The sequence below is a fragment of the Castellaniella sp. genome, assembly GCF_049650445.1.
Taxonomy (GTDB): Bacteria; Pseudomonadota; Gammaproteobacteria; order Burkholderiales; family Burkholderiaceae_B; genus Castellaniella.
This window is the reverse complement of the sequence record NZ_JBASAD010000012.1, coordinates 1-15,074: the sequence shown is the minus strand read 5'-3', so window position 1 is coordinate 15,074 and position 15,074 is coordinate 1. Positions and strand designations below refer to the sequence as shown.

General features: G+C 65.9%; 14 protein-coding genes. 7 read left to right on the top strand and 7 right to left on the bottom strand.

All coding sequences use genetic code 11. The features are described 5' to 3' along the window. Positions 1-5 precede the first annotated feature (5 nt). From WA983_RS03575 to lpxC, 4 genes are all read left to right on the top strand, one after another. Positions 6-809: a cell division protein FtsQ/DivIB gene (locus WA983_RS03575; RefSeq protein ID WP_424249331.1), complete on the top strand. Its 804-nt coding sequence runs from the start codon at positions 6-8 to the stop codon at positions 807-809. Then, on the top strand, positions 806-2,032 hold the full coding sequence (gene ftsA, locus WA983_RS03570; protein WP_424249329.1) for a cell division protein FtsA: 1,227 nt from the start codon (positions 806-808) through the stop codon (positions 2,030-2,032). The genes WA983_RS03575 and ftsA overlap by 4 nt, the downstream gene beginning before the upstream one ends. Positions 2,033-2,109: 77 nt before the next feature. Continuing rightward, positions 2,110-3,279, top strand: coding sequence for a cell division protein FtsZ (gene ftsZ / locus WA983_RS03565; protein ID WP_424249327.1), 1,170 nt, complete (start codon positions 2,110-2,112; stop codon positions 3,277-3,279). A gap of 296 nt (positions 3,280-3,575) precedes the next feature. Then, positions 3,576-4,499 (top strand): UDP-3-O-acyl-N-acetylglucosamine deacetylase, encoded by a 924-nt coding sequence (lpxC, locus tag WA983_RS03560; protein WP_424249325.1) that lies wholly within the window; start codon positions 3,576-3,578, stop codon positions 4,497-4,499. 11 nt (positions 4,500-4,510) lie between these two features. Here lpxC and WA983_RS03555 read toward each other — a convergent pair whose 3' ends face one another. Beyond that, positions 4,511-4,975: a DciA family protein gene (locus WA983_RS03555; protein ID WP_424249323.1), complete on the bottom strand. Its 465-nt coding sequence runs from the start codon at positions 4,973-4,975 to the stop codon at positions 4,511-4,513. A 96-nt stretch (positions 4,976-5,071) separates the two neighbouring features. Here WA983_RS03555 and WA983_RS03550 point away from each other — a divergent pair, with 96 nt between their 5' ends. After that, the gene (locus tag WA983_RS03550) at positions 5,072-6,094 is read left to right on the top strand and encodes a M23 family metallopeptidase (protein WP_424249321.1); all 1,023 of its coding nucleotides are present in this window, start codon (positions 5,072-5,074) and stop codon (positions 6,092-6,094) included. A 94-nt stretch (positions 6,095-6,188) separates the two neighbouring features. Beyond that, on the top strand, positions 6,189-8,948 hold the full coding sequence (secA, locus tag WA983_RS03545; RefSeq protein ID WP_424311607.1) for a preprotein translocase subunit SecA: 2,760 nt from the start codon (positions 6,189-6,191) through the stop codon (positions 8,946-8,948). 390 nt (positions 8,949-9,338) lie between these two features. Here secA and WA983_RS03540 read toward each other — a convergent pair whose 3' ends face one another. The 6 genes from WA983_RS03540 to WA983_RS03515 all read right to left on the bottom strand — a co-directional run bounded on the left by WA983_RS03540 (position 9,339) and on the right by WA983_RS03515 (position 14,185). Then, complete coding sequence (locus tag WA983_RS03540; protein WP_424251133.1) at positions 9,339-9,641, bottom strand: type II toxin-antitoxin system RelE/ParE family toxin; 303 nt, start codon at positions 9,639-9,641, stop codon at positions 9,339-9,341. After that, complete coding sequence (locus tag WA983_RS03535; RefSeq protein ID WP_424251132.1) at positions 9,629-9,925, bottom strand: CopG family ribbon-helix-helix protein; 297 nt, start codon at positions 9,923-9,925, stop codon at positions 9,629-9,631. The genes WA983_RS03540 and WA983_RS03535 overlap by 13 nt, the downstream gene beginning before the upstream one ends. Positions 9,926-10,123: 198 nt before the next feature. Beyond that, on the bottom strand, positions 10,124-11,611 hold the full coding sequence (gene mgtE / locus WA983_RS03530; protein WP_424251130.1) for a magnesium transporter: 1,488 nt from the start codon (positions 11,609-11,611) through the stop codon (positions 10,124-10,126). 13 nt (positions 11,612-11,624) lie between these two features. After that, positions 11,625-12,017, bottom strand: coding sequence for an acyl-CoA thioesterase (locus tag WA983_RS03525; protein WP_424251135.1), 393 nt, complete (start codon positions 12,015-12,017; stop codon positions 11,625-11,627). A 129-nt stretch (positions 12,018-12,146) separates the two neighbouring features. Then, on the bottom strand, positions 12,147-13,349 hold the full coding sequence (locus WA983_RS03520) for a M20 aminoacylase family protein (RefSeq protein WP_424251128.1): 1,203 nt from the start codon (positions 13,347-13,349) through the stop codon (positions 12,147-12,149). After that, entirely contained in the window at positions 13,346-14,185 is an 840-nt protein-coding gene (locus tag WA983_RS03515; RefSeq protein WP_424251127.1) for an inositol monophosphatase family protein, read from the bottom strand. Before WA983_RS03515 ends, WA983_RS03520 begins: the two co-directional genes overlap by 4 nt. A gap of 83 nt (positions 14,186-14,268) precedes the next feature. Here WA983_RS03515 and mnmD point away from each other — a divergent pair. After that, on the top strand, positions 14,269-15,074 hold an 806-nt coding region (mnmD, locus tag WA983_RS03510), incomplete at its 3' end, for a tRNA (5-methylaminomethyl-2-thiouridine)(34)-methyltransferase MnmD (RefSeq protein WP_424311606.1).

The window sequence follows — 15,074 nt, the reverse complement described above, 5'->3', positions numbered from 1 at the left end:
CGGACGTGTTCGCCGAAGCCCGACTGACCAATCTGATTGCCAACCTGCTGGCTTTGCTGGCGGTGTTGGCGATCGTGGTCGGGGCCCTGGTCTGGACCATCCGGCGGCCTTATTTCGCGATTTCCCATATCGAGCTGGCCCCGGCGGGCGGCTCGACCCTGCAATACGTCACGCCGCTGAACCTGCAGACCGCGCTGGCGGGCCAGGTGCGGGGCAATTTCTTTCTGATGGACCTGGATGCGGCGCGGCAGCGCATCGAATCCGCGCCCTGGGTGCGCCACGCCATCGTCCGGCGGGTGTGGCCGGCGACGCTGCAGGTGAGCATCGAGGAGCAGCAGCCGCTGGCCTACTGGAACGAGAACCAGATGATCAACACCTGGGGCGAAGCCTTCACGGCCAACCAGGGCGAACTGCCCGATGACCTGGATCTGCCCCAGTTGAACGGCCCGGTGAATTCCGAGCGGCTGGTGGTGCAGCGCTACGCCGAGATCGCGCGCTGGTTTGCGCCGCTGGGCCTGAGCGTGCGCGAAGCCACGCTGACGCCCCGCTACGCCTGGGAGGTCACCCTGTCCGATGACGTGCGCCTGGCGCTGGGCCGTGATCCGGCCGCCGACGTGGCCGACCCCCATGGGCGCTCCGGTGCGCTGCCCTTTGCCGCCCGCATTGAACGCTTCGTCCAGGCCTGGCCGGAACTGACCCGCCGCCTGGGCGGTCGCATGATCGCCAGCGCCGATCTGCGCTATCCGAACGGATTCGCCATCACGCTGTCCCCCGAAACTTCTGCATCTTCCCGATCGACCAGACCATGACCCGTGACATCAAAGACCTGATCGTTGCACTCGATATCGGCACCAGCAAGGTGGCCGCCGTCGTTGCCGAAATCCTGCCCGACGGCGGGTTCGAGGTGCTGGGCCTGGGACAGCACGAATCCGAAGGCATGCGCAAAGGCGTGGTGGTCAACATCGAGTCCACCGTGAACTCCATCCAGCGCGCGCTGGAGGAAGCCGAGCTGATGGCCGACTGCAAGATCCGCGAGGTCTATACCGGCATCGCGGGCAGCCACATCACCAGCTTCAATTCCAGCGGCATGGTGGCGGTCAAGGACAAGGAGGTCACCGCCACCGACGTGGCGCGCGTGATCGAGACGGCCAAGGCGGTCAACATCCCGACCGATCAGCAGGTGCTGCACGTGCTGACGCAGGAATTCATCGTCGACGCGCAGGAGGACATCCGCGAGCCGATCGGCATGAGCGGCATGCGCCTGGAAGTGCGCGTGCACATCGTCACGGGTGCGGTCAGCGCGGCCCAGAACATCGTCAAGTGCGTGCGCCGCTGCGGCCTGGAAGTCCAGGATCTGATCCTGCAGCCGCTCGCCTCCAGCCTGTCGTGCCTGACGGCCGACGAGAAGGAGTTGGGCGTGGTGCTGGTGGACATCGGCGGGGGCACCACCGACATCGCCATCTACACCGGCGGTGCGATCCGTCATACCTCGGTGATCCCGATCGCGGGCGATCAGGTCACCAGCGACATCGCCGCCATGCTGCGCACGCCGACGCCGGACGCCGAGGAAATCAAGTTGCGTCACGGCGTGGCCAAGCAGACGCTGGTCGATGCCGAGGAAATGATCGAAGTGCCGGGCCTGGGGGATCGCCCCAACCGCAGCGTCAAGCGCCAGGCCCTGGGAGCGGTGATCGAGCCGCGCATGGAGGAATTGTTCGGATTCGTGCAGCAGGTGGTGCGCGAATCCGGCTATGAGGAATTGCTGTCGTCCGGGGTCGTGCTGACCGGCGGGACGGCGCTCATGCCGGGCATGGTGGAACTGGCCGAGGACGTGTTCCTCAAGCCGGTTCGCGTCGCCGTGCCCATGTACGAGGGCAGTTTGGCCGACGTGATGCGCAATCCGCGCTTCTCGACGGTAATGGGCTTGCTGACCGAGGCACGCGTCCAGCGCGCCCGCGGTCGCAAGGTGGCGCAACAGAAGGGAACGGTCAAGTCCATTCTGGCGCGCATGAAGGAATGGTTCATGAACTGAGGCGGCGTCAAAGCTGCCGCAGCCGTGAGCTTTTCAGGGGAAGTTGTTCGTTTTCCGTATATGTGAGGGAGTCAACCATGATGAATTTTGAAATGCTGGATACCAGCAGAAACGGCACCATGATCAAGGTCGTGGGCGTCGGCGGGGCAGGCGGCAACGCGGTGGCCCACATGATCCGTTCGGGCGTGCAGGGTGTGGATTTCGTCTGCGCGAATACCGATTCCCAGGCGCTTCTGACCAGCGAGGCGCCGGTCCAGATCCGTCTGGGTCGTACCGGCCTGGGCGCTGGCGCCAAACCCGAACAGGGCCGTGCCGCCGCCGAGACCGCCCGTGAAGAAATCCGCGCGGCGCTGAACGGCGCCCACATGGTGTTCATCACCGCCGGCATGGGCGGGGGCACCGGGACGGGGGCCGGCCCCGTGGTGGCCGAGGTCGCCAAGGAACTGGGCATCCTGACGGTCGGCGTGGTCACCAAGCCCTTCGTTTTCGAGGGCGCCAAGCGCATGCGCATGGCCGAGGAAGGCATCCGCGAACTGTCGCGACACGTGCATTCCCTGGTGGTCGTGCTGAACGAAAACCTGTATGAGTTGATGGACGAGGATGCCACGCAGGACGACTGCTTCCGCGCCGCCGACGACGTGCTGCACAACGCCTGCGCCGGGATTGCCGAGATCATCAACGTCGAGGGCAACGTCAACGTCGACTTTGAGGACGTGAAGACCATCATGGGCGAGCCGGGCCAGGCCATGATGGGCACGTCCGTGGCTTCCGGCGCTGACCGCGCCCGCATCGCCGCCGAACAGGCGATCGCCTGCCCGCTGCTGGAAGGCGTGGATCTGCACGGTGCACGCGGCGTCCTGGTCAACATCACTGCCAGCCGGACGCTGAAGATGCGCGAGACCCGCGAGATCATGGACACCATCGGCAGCTACGCCTCGGCCGATGCCACCGTGATCTTCGGCACGGCCTACGACGAATCCATGGGCGAGAACCTGCGCGTCACCGTGGTTGCCACCGGCCTGGGCGCCACGTCGTCGCGTCCGCAACTGGTGTCGACCAATGTCGAGGCCCAGCGCACCGGCACGGACAATATGCCGGTGGGTGTCGGCCATGACTTCTCCGGTACGGACGTGCCGTCGGTGATCCGCAATCCGCGCAGCCACGCCTCGGCCCAGGTCCGGGCCCTGGAGACGGCCGGTATGGATCACTTCGACATTCCGGCCTTCCTGCGCAAGCAGGCCGACTGACCCGGCCCGTTTCGCGCAACCTCACATCGCGGCTGTCGTACAGCAGTTCGCGGCGCCTGGCGCGTCTTCCCCTGCCCCTGGGGGAAGGCGCGCCTTCGCTTTGGTTTTTTGGGACGTCGCAGAATGCTCGACTCATTCAGAGAGGCTCCGGTCATCCCGGGGATTTCCTTGCACATGCATCTGTCCGTGTTGCATTCAACTATCGTGGAAAACCCGGATATTGATTACAATGCAAGCAGTCAGGCAACGTGGGGCGCGTCTCGCCGTGCCGTTTTTTTTCTTTGACAAAGACTCACATGCTCTTGCAGCGCACCATCAAACAGGCTGTGTCCACCACCGGAGTGGGCCTGCATTCCGGCCGCCGCGTGGAAATCACGCTGCGCCCGGCCGAGCCCAATACCGGCATCGTGTTCCACCGCGTGGATCTGCCTGAAATCGTAGACCTGCCTGCGCGCGCCGACGCCGTGGGCGACACCCGCATGGCTTCGGTCCTGCAGCAGGGTTCGGTGCGCGTCTCCACCGTCGAACACCTGATGTCGGCCCTGGCCGGGTTGGGCGTGGACAATCTGCACGTCGACCTGGACGCCGAAGAAGTCCCCATCATGGACGGCAGCGCGGGCACGTTCGTCTACCTGCTGCGCAGCGCCGGCTTGCTGGAGCAGAACGCGCCGAAGCGTTTCCTGCGGGTACTCAAGCCCGTCGAAGTCCGCGAGGGCGAAGGCCCTGCCGCCAAATGGGCACGGCTGGAGCCGCACGACGGCTTCGCCCTGTCCTTCTCGATCGATTTCCGGCATCCCGCCATCGATTCCACGGCCAATGCGGCCGAAATCGATTTCGCCAAGGACTCCTACGTCAAGACCATCGCTCGCGCGCGCACCTTCGGTTTCGCCAGCGAAGTCGAGGCTCTGCGTTCCATGGGCCTGGCGCGCGGCGGCAGCCTGGACAACGCGATCGTCATGGATGAATACCGCGTCCTGAACGCCGACGGGCTGCGCTACGACGACGAATTCGTGAAGCACAAGATCCTCGACGCCATCGGGGATCTGTATCTGGCCGGCAAGCCGCTGGTGGCGCGGTACGTTGCCTGCAAGTCCGGTCATGCCCTGAACAACCAACTGGTGCGCGCCCTGCTGGCCCGGCAGGATTGCTGGGAACTGGTCAGCTACGAATCGCGCGACACCGCACCCGCCGCTTTCACCCGCGACTGGCAACTCGCCTGACACTCTCTTTTCTACGAACGATGGTGGCGCAGCAGCCGGCCGATGGCGTCGGCCAGCGGGCCGGGTGCCACCTGGCGCCCCAGATCCTCGAAGGATTGCAGGGCGTTTTCCCCCAGGGGTTCGGCTTCCCGCCGAGGCTTTTGTGTCCAGGTCTTGCCCATGGCGGCGTCGATCCGGACGACAATCCGTTCGACGGGCCAGCCCGCCTCCCGGACCCTGCGGGCGGCGGCTTCGGTCAGTTGGCGCAGCCGGGCGGCGTGCGCGGGGCCGGGAACCATCACGGTGATGTGCTGTCCATCCATGCTGGCGACGCGAATGTGGCGTGCCAGGGCGGGCGGCAAGGTGCCTGCCACCACGGCCTGCACGGCCAGCAGTTCGCGCACCGCACGCATCATGTGCGCGCCCTGGGGATTGCGATCCAGCCATTCCAGGGCCGGGGTGCCGGATGATCGGTTCCGCCGGGGCGGCATCGCCATGGACATAAGGAATTTTGAGTGAAGAAATCGAAACAAACTGCTCGCGCAGCGCTCTGGCTGCATTCTAACGCGCGGCTTCTGCGAGGGTTGGGCGGGGTGTGCGCCCTGACATTGGCAGCCTGGGGGGGCGCCCAATGGCAGGCATGGCGTACGCCGGCCATGGACCCCGGCCAGCGCGAGGCGATCGATTCCCGCCTGCGGCAGGATTCGGCGACGCTGCAAGGCAGTATCGCGGGCCTGGCAGGCAAGCTGGGCGAATTGCAGGGCCGTGTATTGGCCATGGAATCCGTGCGTACGCGTGTCGCTCAGGCGGCCGGCCTGAACTACACGGCGCCGGAGCTCGCCCCCCGCGCTGCCGCCGCCCCGTCTGCAGCAGCCACTTCCATCGCCTCCATCACTTCCACCATTCCGCCCGCAGCGTCTGCCGAAGGGCTGACCGCCCTGTCGGCCGACACGAGCGATGCCCAGGTGATGGACGACATACCCGCCCAGTCGCTGCCGGCGCCCACGATCGGCTCGGCGGAACTGCTGGGGCGGCACATCGATGCGCTGGGGCGACGTCTGGAAACCCAGGAGGACGCCTATACCCTGGTGGACGCGGCCTTGTCCCGCCAGGCGGGTTTCCAGGCCAGCCTGCCGACCCTGTCGCCGGTCGATTATCCCGCGCTCAGTTCTTCGTTCGGCTGGCGCCGCAATCCGGTCAGCGGCCGTCACACCATGCACGAGGGCCTGGATTTCGTCGCACCGCGCGGCTCACCGATCCGGGCGGCCTCCGGGGGGCTGGTGACACGGGCGGGCAGTTGGCACGGCTACGGCCGGATGGTGGAGATCGACCATGGCAACGGCCTGCGTACCCGCTACGCGCATGCTTCCAGCGTGCTGGTGAAGACGGGCGACATCGTCCGCCAGGGCCAGTTGATCGCGCGGGTAGGCAGCACCGGCCGGTCCACCGGCTCGCATCTGCATTTCGAGGTGCGGATGGCGGACTATCCCCTGGACCCGACCCTGTTCATCCAGGATGACGCCCGTTCGCGCCTGGCGCAGGGGGCGGATCAGGTTGCGCAGGCCGGGTTTGCCGCAGAGCCTTCCGCCGATGCGGGGGTGTCCGTGCTGCGTTAAACTGCAGCGTTTACCTGCGGTCACCATTCTGGTGGCCGCATCTCACAATTTCCCGGTGTCCGATTTCCGTTCGGACCCGCAGCGACGACACGATATGGTTTCTCTGCTCAAAAAAATTCTCGGCAGCCGCAATGACCGGTTGTTGAAGCAGTATCGCAAGCAGGTCGCGCAGATCAATGCGTTCGAACCTTCCATGCAGGCCCTGTCCGACGATGCGCTGCAGGCCAAGACGGATGAATTCCGTCAGCGGATCGCGGATGGAAAATCCGTGAACTCTCTGCTGCCCGAGGCCTTTGCCGTGGTGCGCGAGGCCAGCCGGCGGGTGTTCGGCATGCGCCACTTCGACGTCCAGATGCTGGGCGCGATTGCCCTGCACAACGGCAAGATCGCCGAAATGCGTACCGGCGAAGGCAAGACCCTGATGGCGACGCTGGCGGTCTACCTGAACGCCCTGGAGGGTCGCGGGGTTCACGTCGTGACGGTCAACGACTACCTGGCCCGCCGGGATGCCGAATGGATGGGCCGGCTCTACGGTTTCCTGGGCATGACGGTCGGTGTGGTGGTGCCGCAGCAGGAAAACGAAGAAAAACGCGCCGCCTACCAGGCCGACATCACTTACGGCACGAACAACGAATACGGCTTCGACTATTTGCGCGACAACATGGAATTCCGCCCGGAAGACCGCCGTCAGCGCAGTCTGGCCTACGCCATCGTCGACGAAGTGGACTCGATCCTGATCGACGAGGCGCGCACGCCGCTGATCATTTCCGGTCAGGCCGAGGACAACACCGAACTCTACATCCGCATGAATTCGGTGCCGCCGCTGCTCACGCGCATGACGGAAGAACCCAAGCCCCACGAGCCTGAACCCGAAGGCGACTTCTGGGTGGACGAAAAGGCCCAGCAGGTGCATCTGTCCGAGGCCGGCCAGATCAAGGCCGAGCAGATCATGGCAAGCCAGGGCATCCTGCCCGAAGGCGAATCGCTGTACGACCCGCGCCATATCTCGCTGATGCACCACCTGCTGGTGGCTCTGCGGGCGCACAATCTGTTCCACCGCGATCAGCAGTACGTCGTCCAGGACGGCGAGGTCGTCATCGTCGATGAATTCACGGGCCGTCTGATGGCGGGCCGCCGCTGGTCCGACGGTCTGCATCAGGCCGTCGAGGCCAAGGAAGGCGTGCGGATTCAGAACGAGAACCAGACGCTGGCCTCGATCACCTTCCAGAATTATTTCCGCATGTACGACAAGCTGTCGGGCATGACCGGGACGGCCGACACCGAGGCCTACGAATTCCAGGAAATCTACGGCCTGGAAACGGTCATCATTCCGACCAACCGGCCGATGGCGCGTCAGGACCAGAACGACCAGGTCTTCAAGACCGACGCAGAAAAATACCAGGCCATCCTGGCCGACATCGTCGATTGCCACAAGCGCGGCCAGCCGGTGCTGGTGGGCACGACCAGCATCGAAAATTCCGAACTGCTGTCCAACGCCCTGAAAAAGGACGGTCTGCCCCACGAAGTGCTGAACGCCAAACAGCACGCCCGCGAGGCCGAGATCGTCGCCGAGGCCGGCAAGCCGGGCCACATCACCATTGCCACCAACATGGCTGGCCGAGGCACGGACATCGTGCTGGGCGGCAGCGTGGAGAAGCAGGTCGATCTGGTGCGTGCCAATCCTGACCTGTCCCCCGAGGACAAGGACGCCCGCATTGCGGCCATCCGCGCCGAATGGGCGCCTGCCAACGAGGCCGTGAAGCAGGCCGGCGGCCTGCGCATCATCGGCACGGAACGCCACGAATCGCGGCGCATCGACAACCAGTTGCGTGGTCGTGCCGGCCGCCAGGGCGACCCGGGCTCCTCGCGTTTCTATCTGTCGCTGGACGATTCGCTGATGCGGATTTTTGCCGGTGACCGGGTGCGCGCCATCATGGACCGCCTGCGCCTGCCCGAGGGCGAGCCGATCGAGGCCCGCATGGTGTCGCGTTCGATCGAATCCGCGCAGCGCAAGGTCGAAGGCCGCAACTTCGACATCCGCAAGCAATTGCTGGAATACGACGACGTGGCCAACGACCAGCGCAAGGTGCTCTACGCTCAGCGCAACGAGGTCCTGGAAGTCGAGTCGGTGGCCGACACGATCGCCAATCTGCGCGACGCGGAGATCACGTCGGTGTTCCGCCGCTACGTGCCCGAAGAGACGATGGAAGAGCAGTGGGACATCCCGGGACTGCAGTCGTCCCTGGACTCCGACTGGGCGATCGCGCTGCCGCTGGCCGAGATGCTGGAAAAGGAACCCAATCTGACGGACGACGATCTGCTGGAGCGGGTGCTGGCCGAGGCCAAGCGGCTGTACGACGAGAAGGTCGCCCTGGTCAGCGAGGACGGCTGGCGGCCCTTCGAGCGCTCGGTGCTGCTGCAGTCGCTGGACACGAACTGGCGCGCCCACCTGGCGGCCCTGGACCATCTGCGTCAGGGCATTCACCTGCGCGGTTACGCGCAGCAGGATCCGAAGCAGGCCTACAAGCGCGAGGCGTTCACGTTGTTCTCCGACATGCTGGATCGTGTCCGCAACGAGACGGTCCGCGTGCTGATGACGGTGCGCATCCAGTCGCGCGAACAGGTGGAGGTCGAGGAACCGGCTTCCCCGGCACTGGAAAACGTGCGCTATCACCACGCGGACTACGATGCGGCGCTGCGTGGCGAGGACCTGGGGCTGGATGAGACGGCTGCGGGTGCGGCAGGCCAGAAGGCGGAGACGCCCGCTGGTGCCGTGCCTCGCGTGGGGCGCAACGATCCTTGCCCGTGCGGCAGCGGGAAGAAGTACAAGCACTGTCACGGGCAGTTGAAGTAAGGCTTTCTTGGACGATGAAAGGGCCGGACTGTGTTCCGGCCTTTTGCTTGCCTGGGACGCGTTGCTGACGCACTCTTGCAGGTTTGGTATGCAGGGTGCGTTTAGTTGAGTTCACTCCAGGATCGGCGGTGTTCTTTTGTGAGGCCTCGGCGTCGCCCTATGCCCCCCCGGGCGCAGGTCGTCCGGTTCCGGCTGAGCCGGAACTGCCCGGTCGCCGGCCAGCCATCGGGGCGTTCGCCAAACTCGCGGGGTGGTCAGTCCTCCGGACTGACCACAAGCGTCCCGCTCAAGCAGTGGCTCACTTGTACCCCCGCTGGCAGGCCTCTGACCGGCGGACTCCAACAGCGCCCGGTGTGGCCACAGGGCGCCGCCTGACGAGAGATGAGGCGCTCAGGGGGAGGGCGTGGCAGCTTCTCGCTGGTGCCAGATGGCTAAAATCGTCACGCTGCCGTCTGGGCTGATGCGATAACGCACCACATAGCCGCTATCGCCGAAGTGGATTGGCCATTCCCGGAAATGCTCGGGCATATCTTCAATCGTTCGGCCCATCCGGGATTGCTGACTCGGAACCCGGATGCCCTGCTGAATAGCCTGGCCCGCCCTGCGGGCTGCTCCCGGGCTTTTGGGGCGTAAGAACTCCCGTAGGCGTTGTAGGTCTTGAAGTGCGCCAGGGGCGAATCTTACGGGTGGCATGCGGGAGCGGGCAGTTCATTGTCCGTGCCCCAGCTTGCCAGCCAGGCATCCACTTCTTCCCCGGTGACGTGCAATCCCGTGTCCTGGTATTCCCGCCAGGCGGCCAGCGTGGCCTGTCGGAACGACTCACGTTTTTCTTCCTGGACAACGTATTGAGCAATGGCTTCACGCATCACCCAATGCGCTGTCCGGTTTCGTGCGTCTGCCAGGTGCTTGATCCGGTCACGCATTTCGCTATCCAGCTTCACGGAGACGGTTTTTGCGGCGGTCGCGTGCTTGGACATGGGTCTCGCCTTCGGTTGACTATAGGTAACACCTGATGTTACTGCAAGACATTCCCGTTGCCTACTGTGTCTTGCGAGTTTGGCGAACGCCCCGATGACGACCTGGAGCTTGGGCAGTTCCGGCGTAGCCGGAACCGGGTGAACTGCGCGTCCTGGAGGGGCCGTGCACCCGCAGCACCGCGCGACAGCAGCCAGAAACTACAGCAAGAACACCGTCGCCAGCCCCAAAAACAAAAAGAATCCCAGCGAGTCCGTGGCGAAGGTCAGCAGCACCGACGAACCCACGGCGGGGTCTTTGCCGAAGCGGTCGCGCAGCAGGGGGATCATCACCCCCAGCGCCGCGCCGATCAGCATATTGCCGACCATGGCCGCCATCATCACTCCGGCGACCGCATAGGAATCCGAGATCATCCAGGCGAAAGTGGCCGCCACCAGGCTGCCGCAGGCGCCCACCAGGAAGGTCACCTGGAGTTCGCGCTTCACCAGTTGAGCGATGTTGGCACCGGTCACACGGCCCGTGGCCATGGCGCGGATGATCATCGTCATCGTCTGGTTGCCGGAATTGCCGCCGATCCCGGCGACGATGGACATCAGGAAGGCCAGGATCACGATGTGGCTGACCGTGTCCTCGAAGCGGGAGGCCACGAAGGACGCGATGGACGCCGTGCATAGATTGACCAGCAGCCAGGGCGCGCGGTTGCGCAGCGCGGCCTGGACGGGGGCGAAGATGTCTTCTTCCTGCAGACCGGCGCGTGACAGCTCCTGTTCCTGGGAGTCTTCCTGCAGCACGTCCACGACCTCGTCGATGGTGACGCGGCCGATCAGGCGGCCCTGTTCGTCCACCACCGGGGCCGACACCAGGTCGTAGCGCTCGAAGGCGTTGGCGGCGTCGGTGTCGGCGTCCATCGGGTTCAGGCTGAGGACGTCGGGCTCCATGACCGCGTTGACCAGGGTCTCGGGTTCGCTCAGCAGCAGGCGTGACAAGGACAGCGTGCCGCGCAACTGGTCGTCGCGGTCCACCACGAAAATCTGGTCGGTGTGGTCGGGCAGTTCATGCAGGCGGCGCAGGTAGCGCAGCACGACCTCCAGGGTCACGTCCTCGCGCACCCGCACCATGTCGAAGTCCATGATGGCGCCGACGGTGTCCTCCGGGTAGCCCATGGCCGCGATCAACTGGGCGCGCTCGGCGTCGGTCAGGCCTTTCTGGACTTCGGCGATGATGCCGGCGGGCAGGTCGGGCGCGAGGTCGGCGATCTCGTCGGCGTCCATGTTGCCCGTGGCCGCGATCAGGTCCTCGTGATCCATGGACTCGATCAGCGATTCGCGGGCCCAGTCCTCGACTTCCAGGAGCACGTCGGCGTCGTGTTCCTGGCTGACCAGTTGCCAGACCGCCTGGCGCTGCTGCACCGGCAGGGATTCCAGGATGAAGGCGATGTCGGCCGGGTGCAGCGTGTTGACGATCTGGCGGATCTCGTCCTCGTGCTGGCGCTGCAGCATGCCTTCCAGCAGGTTCGAGCCGTCCTCGTCCTCGTCTTCGTGCTGGCGCTGGGCAAGCGCGTCCACGACCTCCTGGCGTTTCAGGATGGACTGCAGTTCCTGCAGCGCGAGTTGGGCATCCTCGGGGTCCAGCCGGCGCGGAATGACGACCGGGATGGGGTTTTCGTTGACGATGGGCTGATCGGCCATTGGTGCAGGCTCCTCAGATCGGGGGCAAGGGGCGGCTGTGGCGGTCCTCGTCGGTGGCGACGTAGGTGAGGGTGGCCTCGGTGACCTTGACGACTTCGGCTTCCAGGCGCTGGCGCTCGGCGTAGACTTCGACCGAGACGGTGATGGAAGTTCGCCCCGTATGGGTGATTTCGGTGTAGAAGCTCAGCAGATCGCCGACGAACACGGGCTGTTTGAAGGAGAATGCGTTGACGGCGACGGTGGCCACCCGCCCGTCCGCGCGCCGTGCGGCCGGGATGGAGCCGGCGATGTCCACCTGGGACATGATCCAGCCCCCGAACACATCGCCATGGATGTTGGCGTCGGCCGGCATGGGCATGACGCGCAGCGTGACCGGGCGATCGGATGAGGGCAGGGTAGTGGACATGGAGGCCTCGAAGTGGATGTCGCGCGCGGCGTCCGGGACGACGCGCGCGCCTTTCGGCAAAGCGCGTATTTTAACCGTTCGGCGTGAAGATCCCGTGACGGTGCGCGGTCTCTTTTTTCCCGGAAACGATCAGGCGGCGGGTTCGAGAAAGCGCCGGGCCAGCAGCACCCAGTAAGCGGCGCCCAATGGGATGATCGCGTCGTTGAAATCGTAACTGCCGTTGTGCAGGGTGCAGGGGCCCAGGCCGTGGCCCGCCGTGCGGTGATCGCCCGTGCCGTTGCCGATCCAGACGTAGCATCCGGGGCGGGCCTGCAGCATGAAGGCGAAGTCCTCTGCCCCCATGGAGGGCTGCACCTGGGCGTCGACCTGGTCGGCGCCGACCAGGTCGGTCAGAACCTGGGCGCAGAGGGCGGCTTGTTCGGGATGATTGACGGTGGCCGGGTATTCGCGGTGGAAGTGGAAGTCCGCCTCGCAGCGCAACGCCTGGGCAAGCGGCCCGGCCAGGTCTCGCATGCGGGTCTCGATCAGGTCCAGCGCGTTTTGCGACAGCGTGCGTACCGTGCCGCGCATCACGGCCTGGTCTGGGATGACGTTGTCGGCCGATCCGGTATGAATCTGGGTCACGCTGATGACGCCGGATTCCAGCGGGTCCAGATCGCGGGTCAGGATGGTCTGGAAGGCCAGGGTCAACTGGGCGGCGGCGACCACCGGGTCCACGCCCAGGTGGGGCATGGCGGCGTGGGCGCCCTTGCCCCGCAGCGTGATCTTGAAGGTGCTGCTGGAGGCCATGATGGGGCCGTCGGTCAGGCCGAACGTGCCGGCGGGCAGGCCGGGCCAGTTGTGCATGCCGAACACCGCGTCCATGGGGAATTGTTCGAACAGACCGTCTTCGATCATGCGCCGCGCGCCGCCCCCGCCTTCTTCGGCGGGCTGGAAGATCACATGCACGACGCCGTCAAAGTCGCGGTGTCCGGCCAGGTACCGGGCGGCGGCGAGCAGCATGGTGGTGTGACCGTCGTGGCCGCAGGCATGCATGACCCCCGGGTTGCGGCTGGCGTGCGCGAAGGTGTTGGTTTCCGGCATGGGCAAGGCGTCCATGTCGGCCCGCAGGCCGATGGACCGGCCTGGGCCGCGCCCGTCGATGCGGCCCACCACGCCGGTTTCGCCCAGGCCGCGATGGGTTTCGATGCCCCAGGACTCCAGCAGGCGCGCCACGGTGTCGGCCGTGCGGACTTCCTGGAAGGCGAGTTCGGGCCAGGCGTGGATGGCGCGGCGGATGTCGGTCAGGTCGGGCAGCCAGTCGCCCAGGGTATCGAGGAGCTTTTGCGTCATGTGGGTCGATTGATCAACTCGTCCAGCGCAGTGGCGATATGCGGGTTGGCGGCGTAGACGTAGCCGCCCTCGGGCCAGGGCTCCTGGTGGCGGATGTCTTCGCAGACCCCGCCTGCCGCGCGGACCAGCGCCGTGCCGGCGGCTACATCCCAAGGCGCCAGGCCCATTTCCCAATAGCCATCGTAGCGCCCGCAGGCCGTCCAGGCCAAGTCCAGGGCCGCCGAGCCCTGGCGCCGGATGCCACGCGTGGCGTGGATGGCGGCGTGCAGGGTCGGCATGTAGCGCGATTCGAAGGAGAAATCGCGGAAGGGGAAGCCCGTGGCCAGCACCGCCTGATCCAGCGTCGATGTGGCCGAGCATCGGATGCGGCGGCCGTTGAGCCATGCGCCCAGGCCGTGCAGCGAGGAGAACAGTTCTTCGCGGTTGGGGTCGTAGACCACGCCGATCAGGGGTGTGTCCTGGGGCAGCGGGTTGCCGCTGTTCATGCGGCAGCCCGCATGGCCGATCAAGGCGATGGACACGGCATAATGGGGAATGCCGCTGATGAAGTTGGTGGTGCCGTCCAGCGGGTCGATGCACCAGGTCGCCTGGGCGCCGGGCTGGCCGCCGGATTCTTCGGCGATGATGCCGATGTCGGGGGTGCGGTCGCGCAGGATGTCGATGATGGCCTGTTCGGCCTCGCGATCGGCCTGGGAGACCAGGTCGTTGCGCATCTTGTGGTCGACCACGAGATCCGCGCGGTGCAGGGCGTGAGTTTGTAGAATGGCGGCTGCGGCATGCGCCGCCGTGACGGCGGCATCCAGGCAGTCTGCCGACAGGAAATGCGAACTGGACATGCGCCTGATTCCCGTGATGCGCCCGCATGGCCGCCAGCCGGCCCGCGCGGCGGGTTCACCCCATTGTACGTGACACCGGAACCATGTCGGACTCCCATCAGATCTTGCAAGCTGCCGTATGGCACGAGGATGCGCGAGGCGTGCCTCGCAGCCTGGAATACGGGGACTTCTACCACGGCGAAGCCGGGGCGTTGCCGCAGGCGTGGCACGTGTTCCTGAGAGGCAGCGACCTGCCCGATCGCTGGCGCGGGCGGGCGGCGTTCACGATCGCCGAGACCGGCTTTGGCCTGGGGCACAATTTTCTGGCGGCCTGGCGGGCCTGGCTGGACGATGCACAGCGCAGCAGCCGGCTGCATTATCTGGCATTCGAAGCGCATCCCTTTGCGGTGGCCGACCTGCGGCGGGCCTGGAGCCGGCTGTCGGATGATCACCAGAGTCTGGCCCGTGAACTGGCGGATCGCTGGCCCGAGCTGCTGCCGGGCGTCCATCGCCTGGAATTGCAAGGCGGCCGTGTCACCCTGACCTTGCTGTTTGGCGACATCCGCCGCCTGGCACGCCAGGCGGACGCCCGTGTTGACGCCTTTTTCCTGGACGGTTTCGCGCCCCGGGTCAATCCCGACATGTGGTCGCCCGCCGTCTTCGGCCAGTTGCGGCGTCTGGCGGTGGCCGGTGCCACGGTAGCCACGTGGTGCTCGGCCGGGCAGGTGCGGCGCGATCTGCGCGATGCCGGTTTTCTGGTCGACAAGACCCCGGGCATTGCCGGCAAGCGCGAGATCACCACGGCTGTCCTGCGTCCCGGCCTGGGCGCTGCGCTGCCCGATCCGGCCCGCCTCCGGGTGGCGGTGGTGGGCGGCGGTCTGGCGGGCGCTGGCGTGGCGCAGGCCCTGGC

Bases quoted from the DNA above. Each gene is read 5' to 3' on its own strand.
- ftsA (WP_424249329.1), top strand. From the start codon at position 806: ATGACCCGTGACATCAAAGACCTGATCGTTGCACTCGATATCGGCACC.
- ftsZ (WP_424249327.1), top strand. From the start codon at position 2,110: ATGATGAATTTTGAAATGCTGGATACCAGCAGAAACGGCACCATGATC.
- lpxC (WP_424249325.1), top strand. From the start codon at position 3,576: ATGCTCTTGCAGCGCACCATCAAACAGGCTGTGTCCACCACCGGAGTG.
- WA983_RS03555 (WP_424249323.1), bottom strand. From the start codon at position 4,975: ATGGCGATGCCGCCCCGGCGGAACCGATCATCCGGCACCCCGGCCCTG.
- secA (WP_424311607.1), top strand. From the start codon at position 6,189: ATGGTTTCTCTGCTCAAAAAAATTCTCGGCAGCCGCAATGACCGGTTG.
- WA983_RS03540 (WP_424251133.1), bottom strand. From the start codon at position 9,641: ATGCCACCCGTAAGATTCGCCCCTGGCGCACTTCAAGACCTACAACGC.
- WA983_RS03535 (WP_424251132.1), bottom strand. From the start codon at position 9,925: ATGTCCAAGCACGCGACCGCCGCAAAAACCGTCTCCGTGAAGCTGGAT.
- mgtE (WP_424251130.1), bottom strand. From the start codon at position 11,611: ATGGCCGATCAGCCCATCGTCAACGAAAACCCCATCCCGGTCGTCATT.
- WA983_RS03525 (WP_424251135.1), bottom strand. From the start codon at position 12,017: ATGTCCACTACCCTGCCCTCATCCGATCGCCCGGTCACGCTGCGCGTC.
- WA983_RS03520 (WP_424251128.1), bottom strand. From the start codon at position 13,349: ATGACGCAAAAGCTCCTCGATACCCTGGGCGACTGGCTGCCCGACCTG.
- WA983_RS03515 (WP_424251127.1), bottom strand. From the start codon at position 14,185: ATGTCCAGTTCGCATTTCCTGTCGGCAGACTGCCTGGATGCCGCCGTC.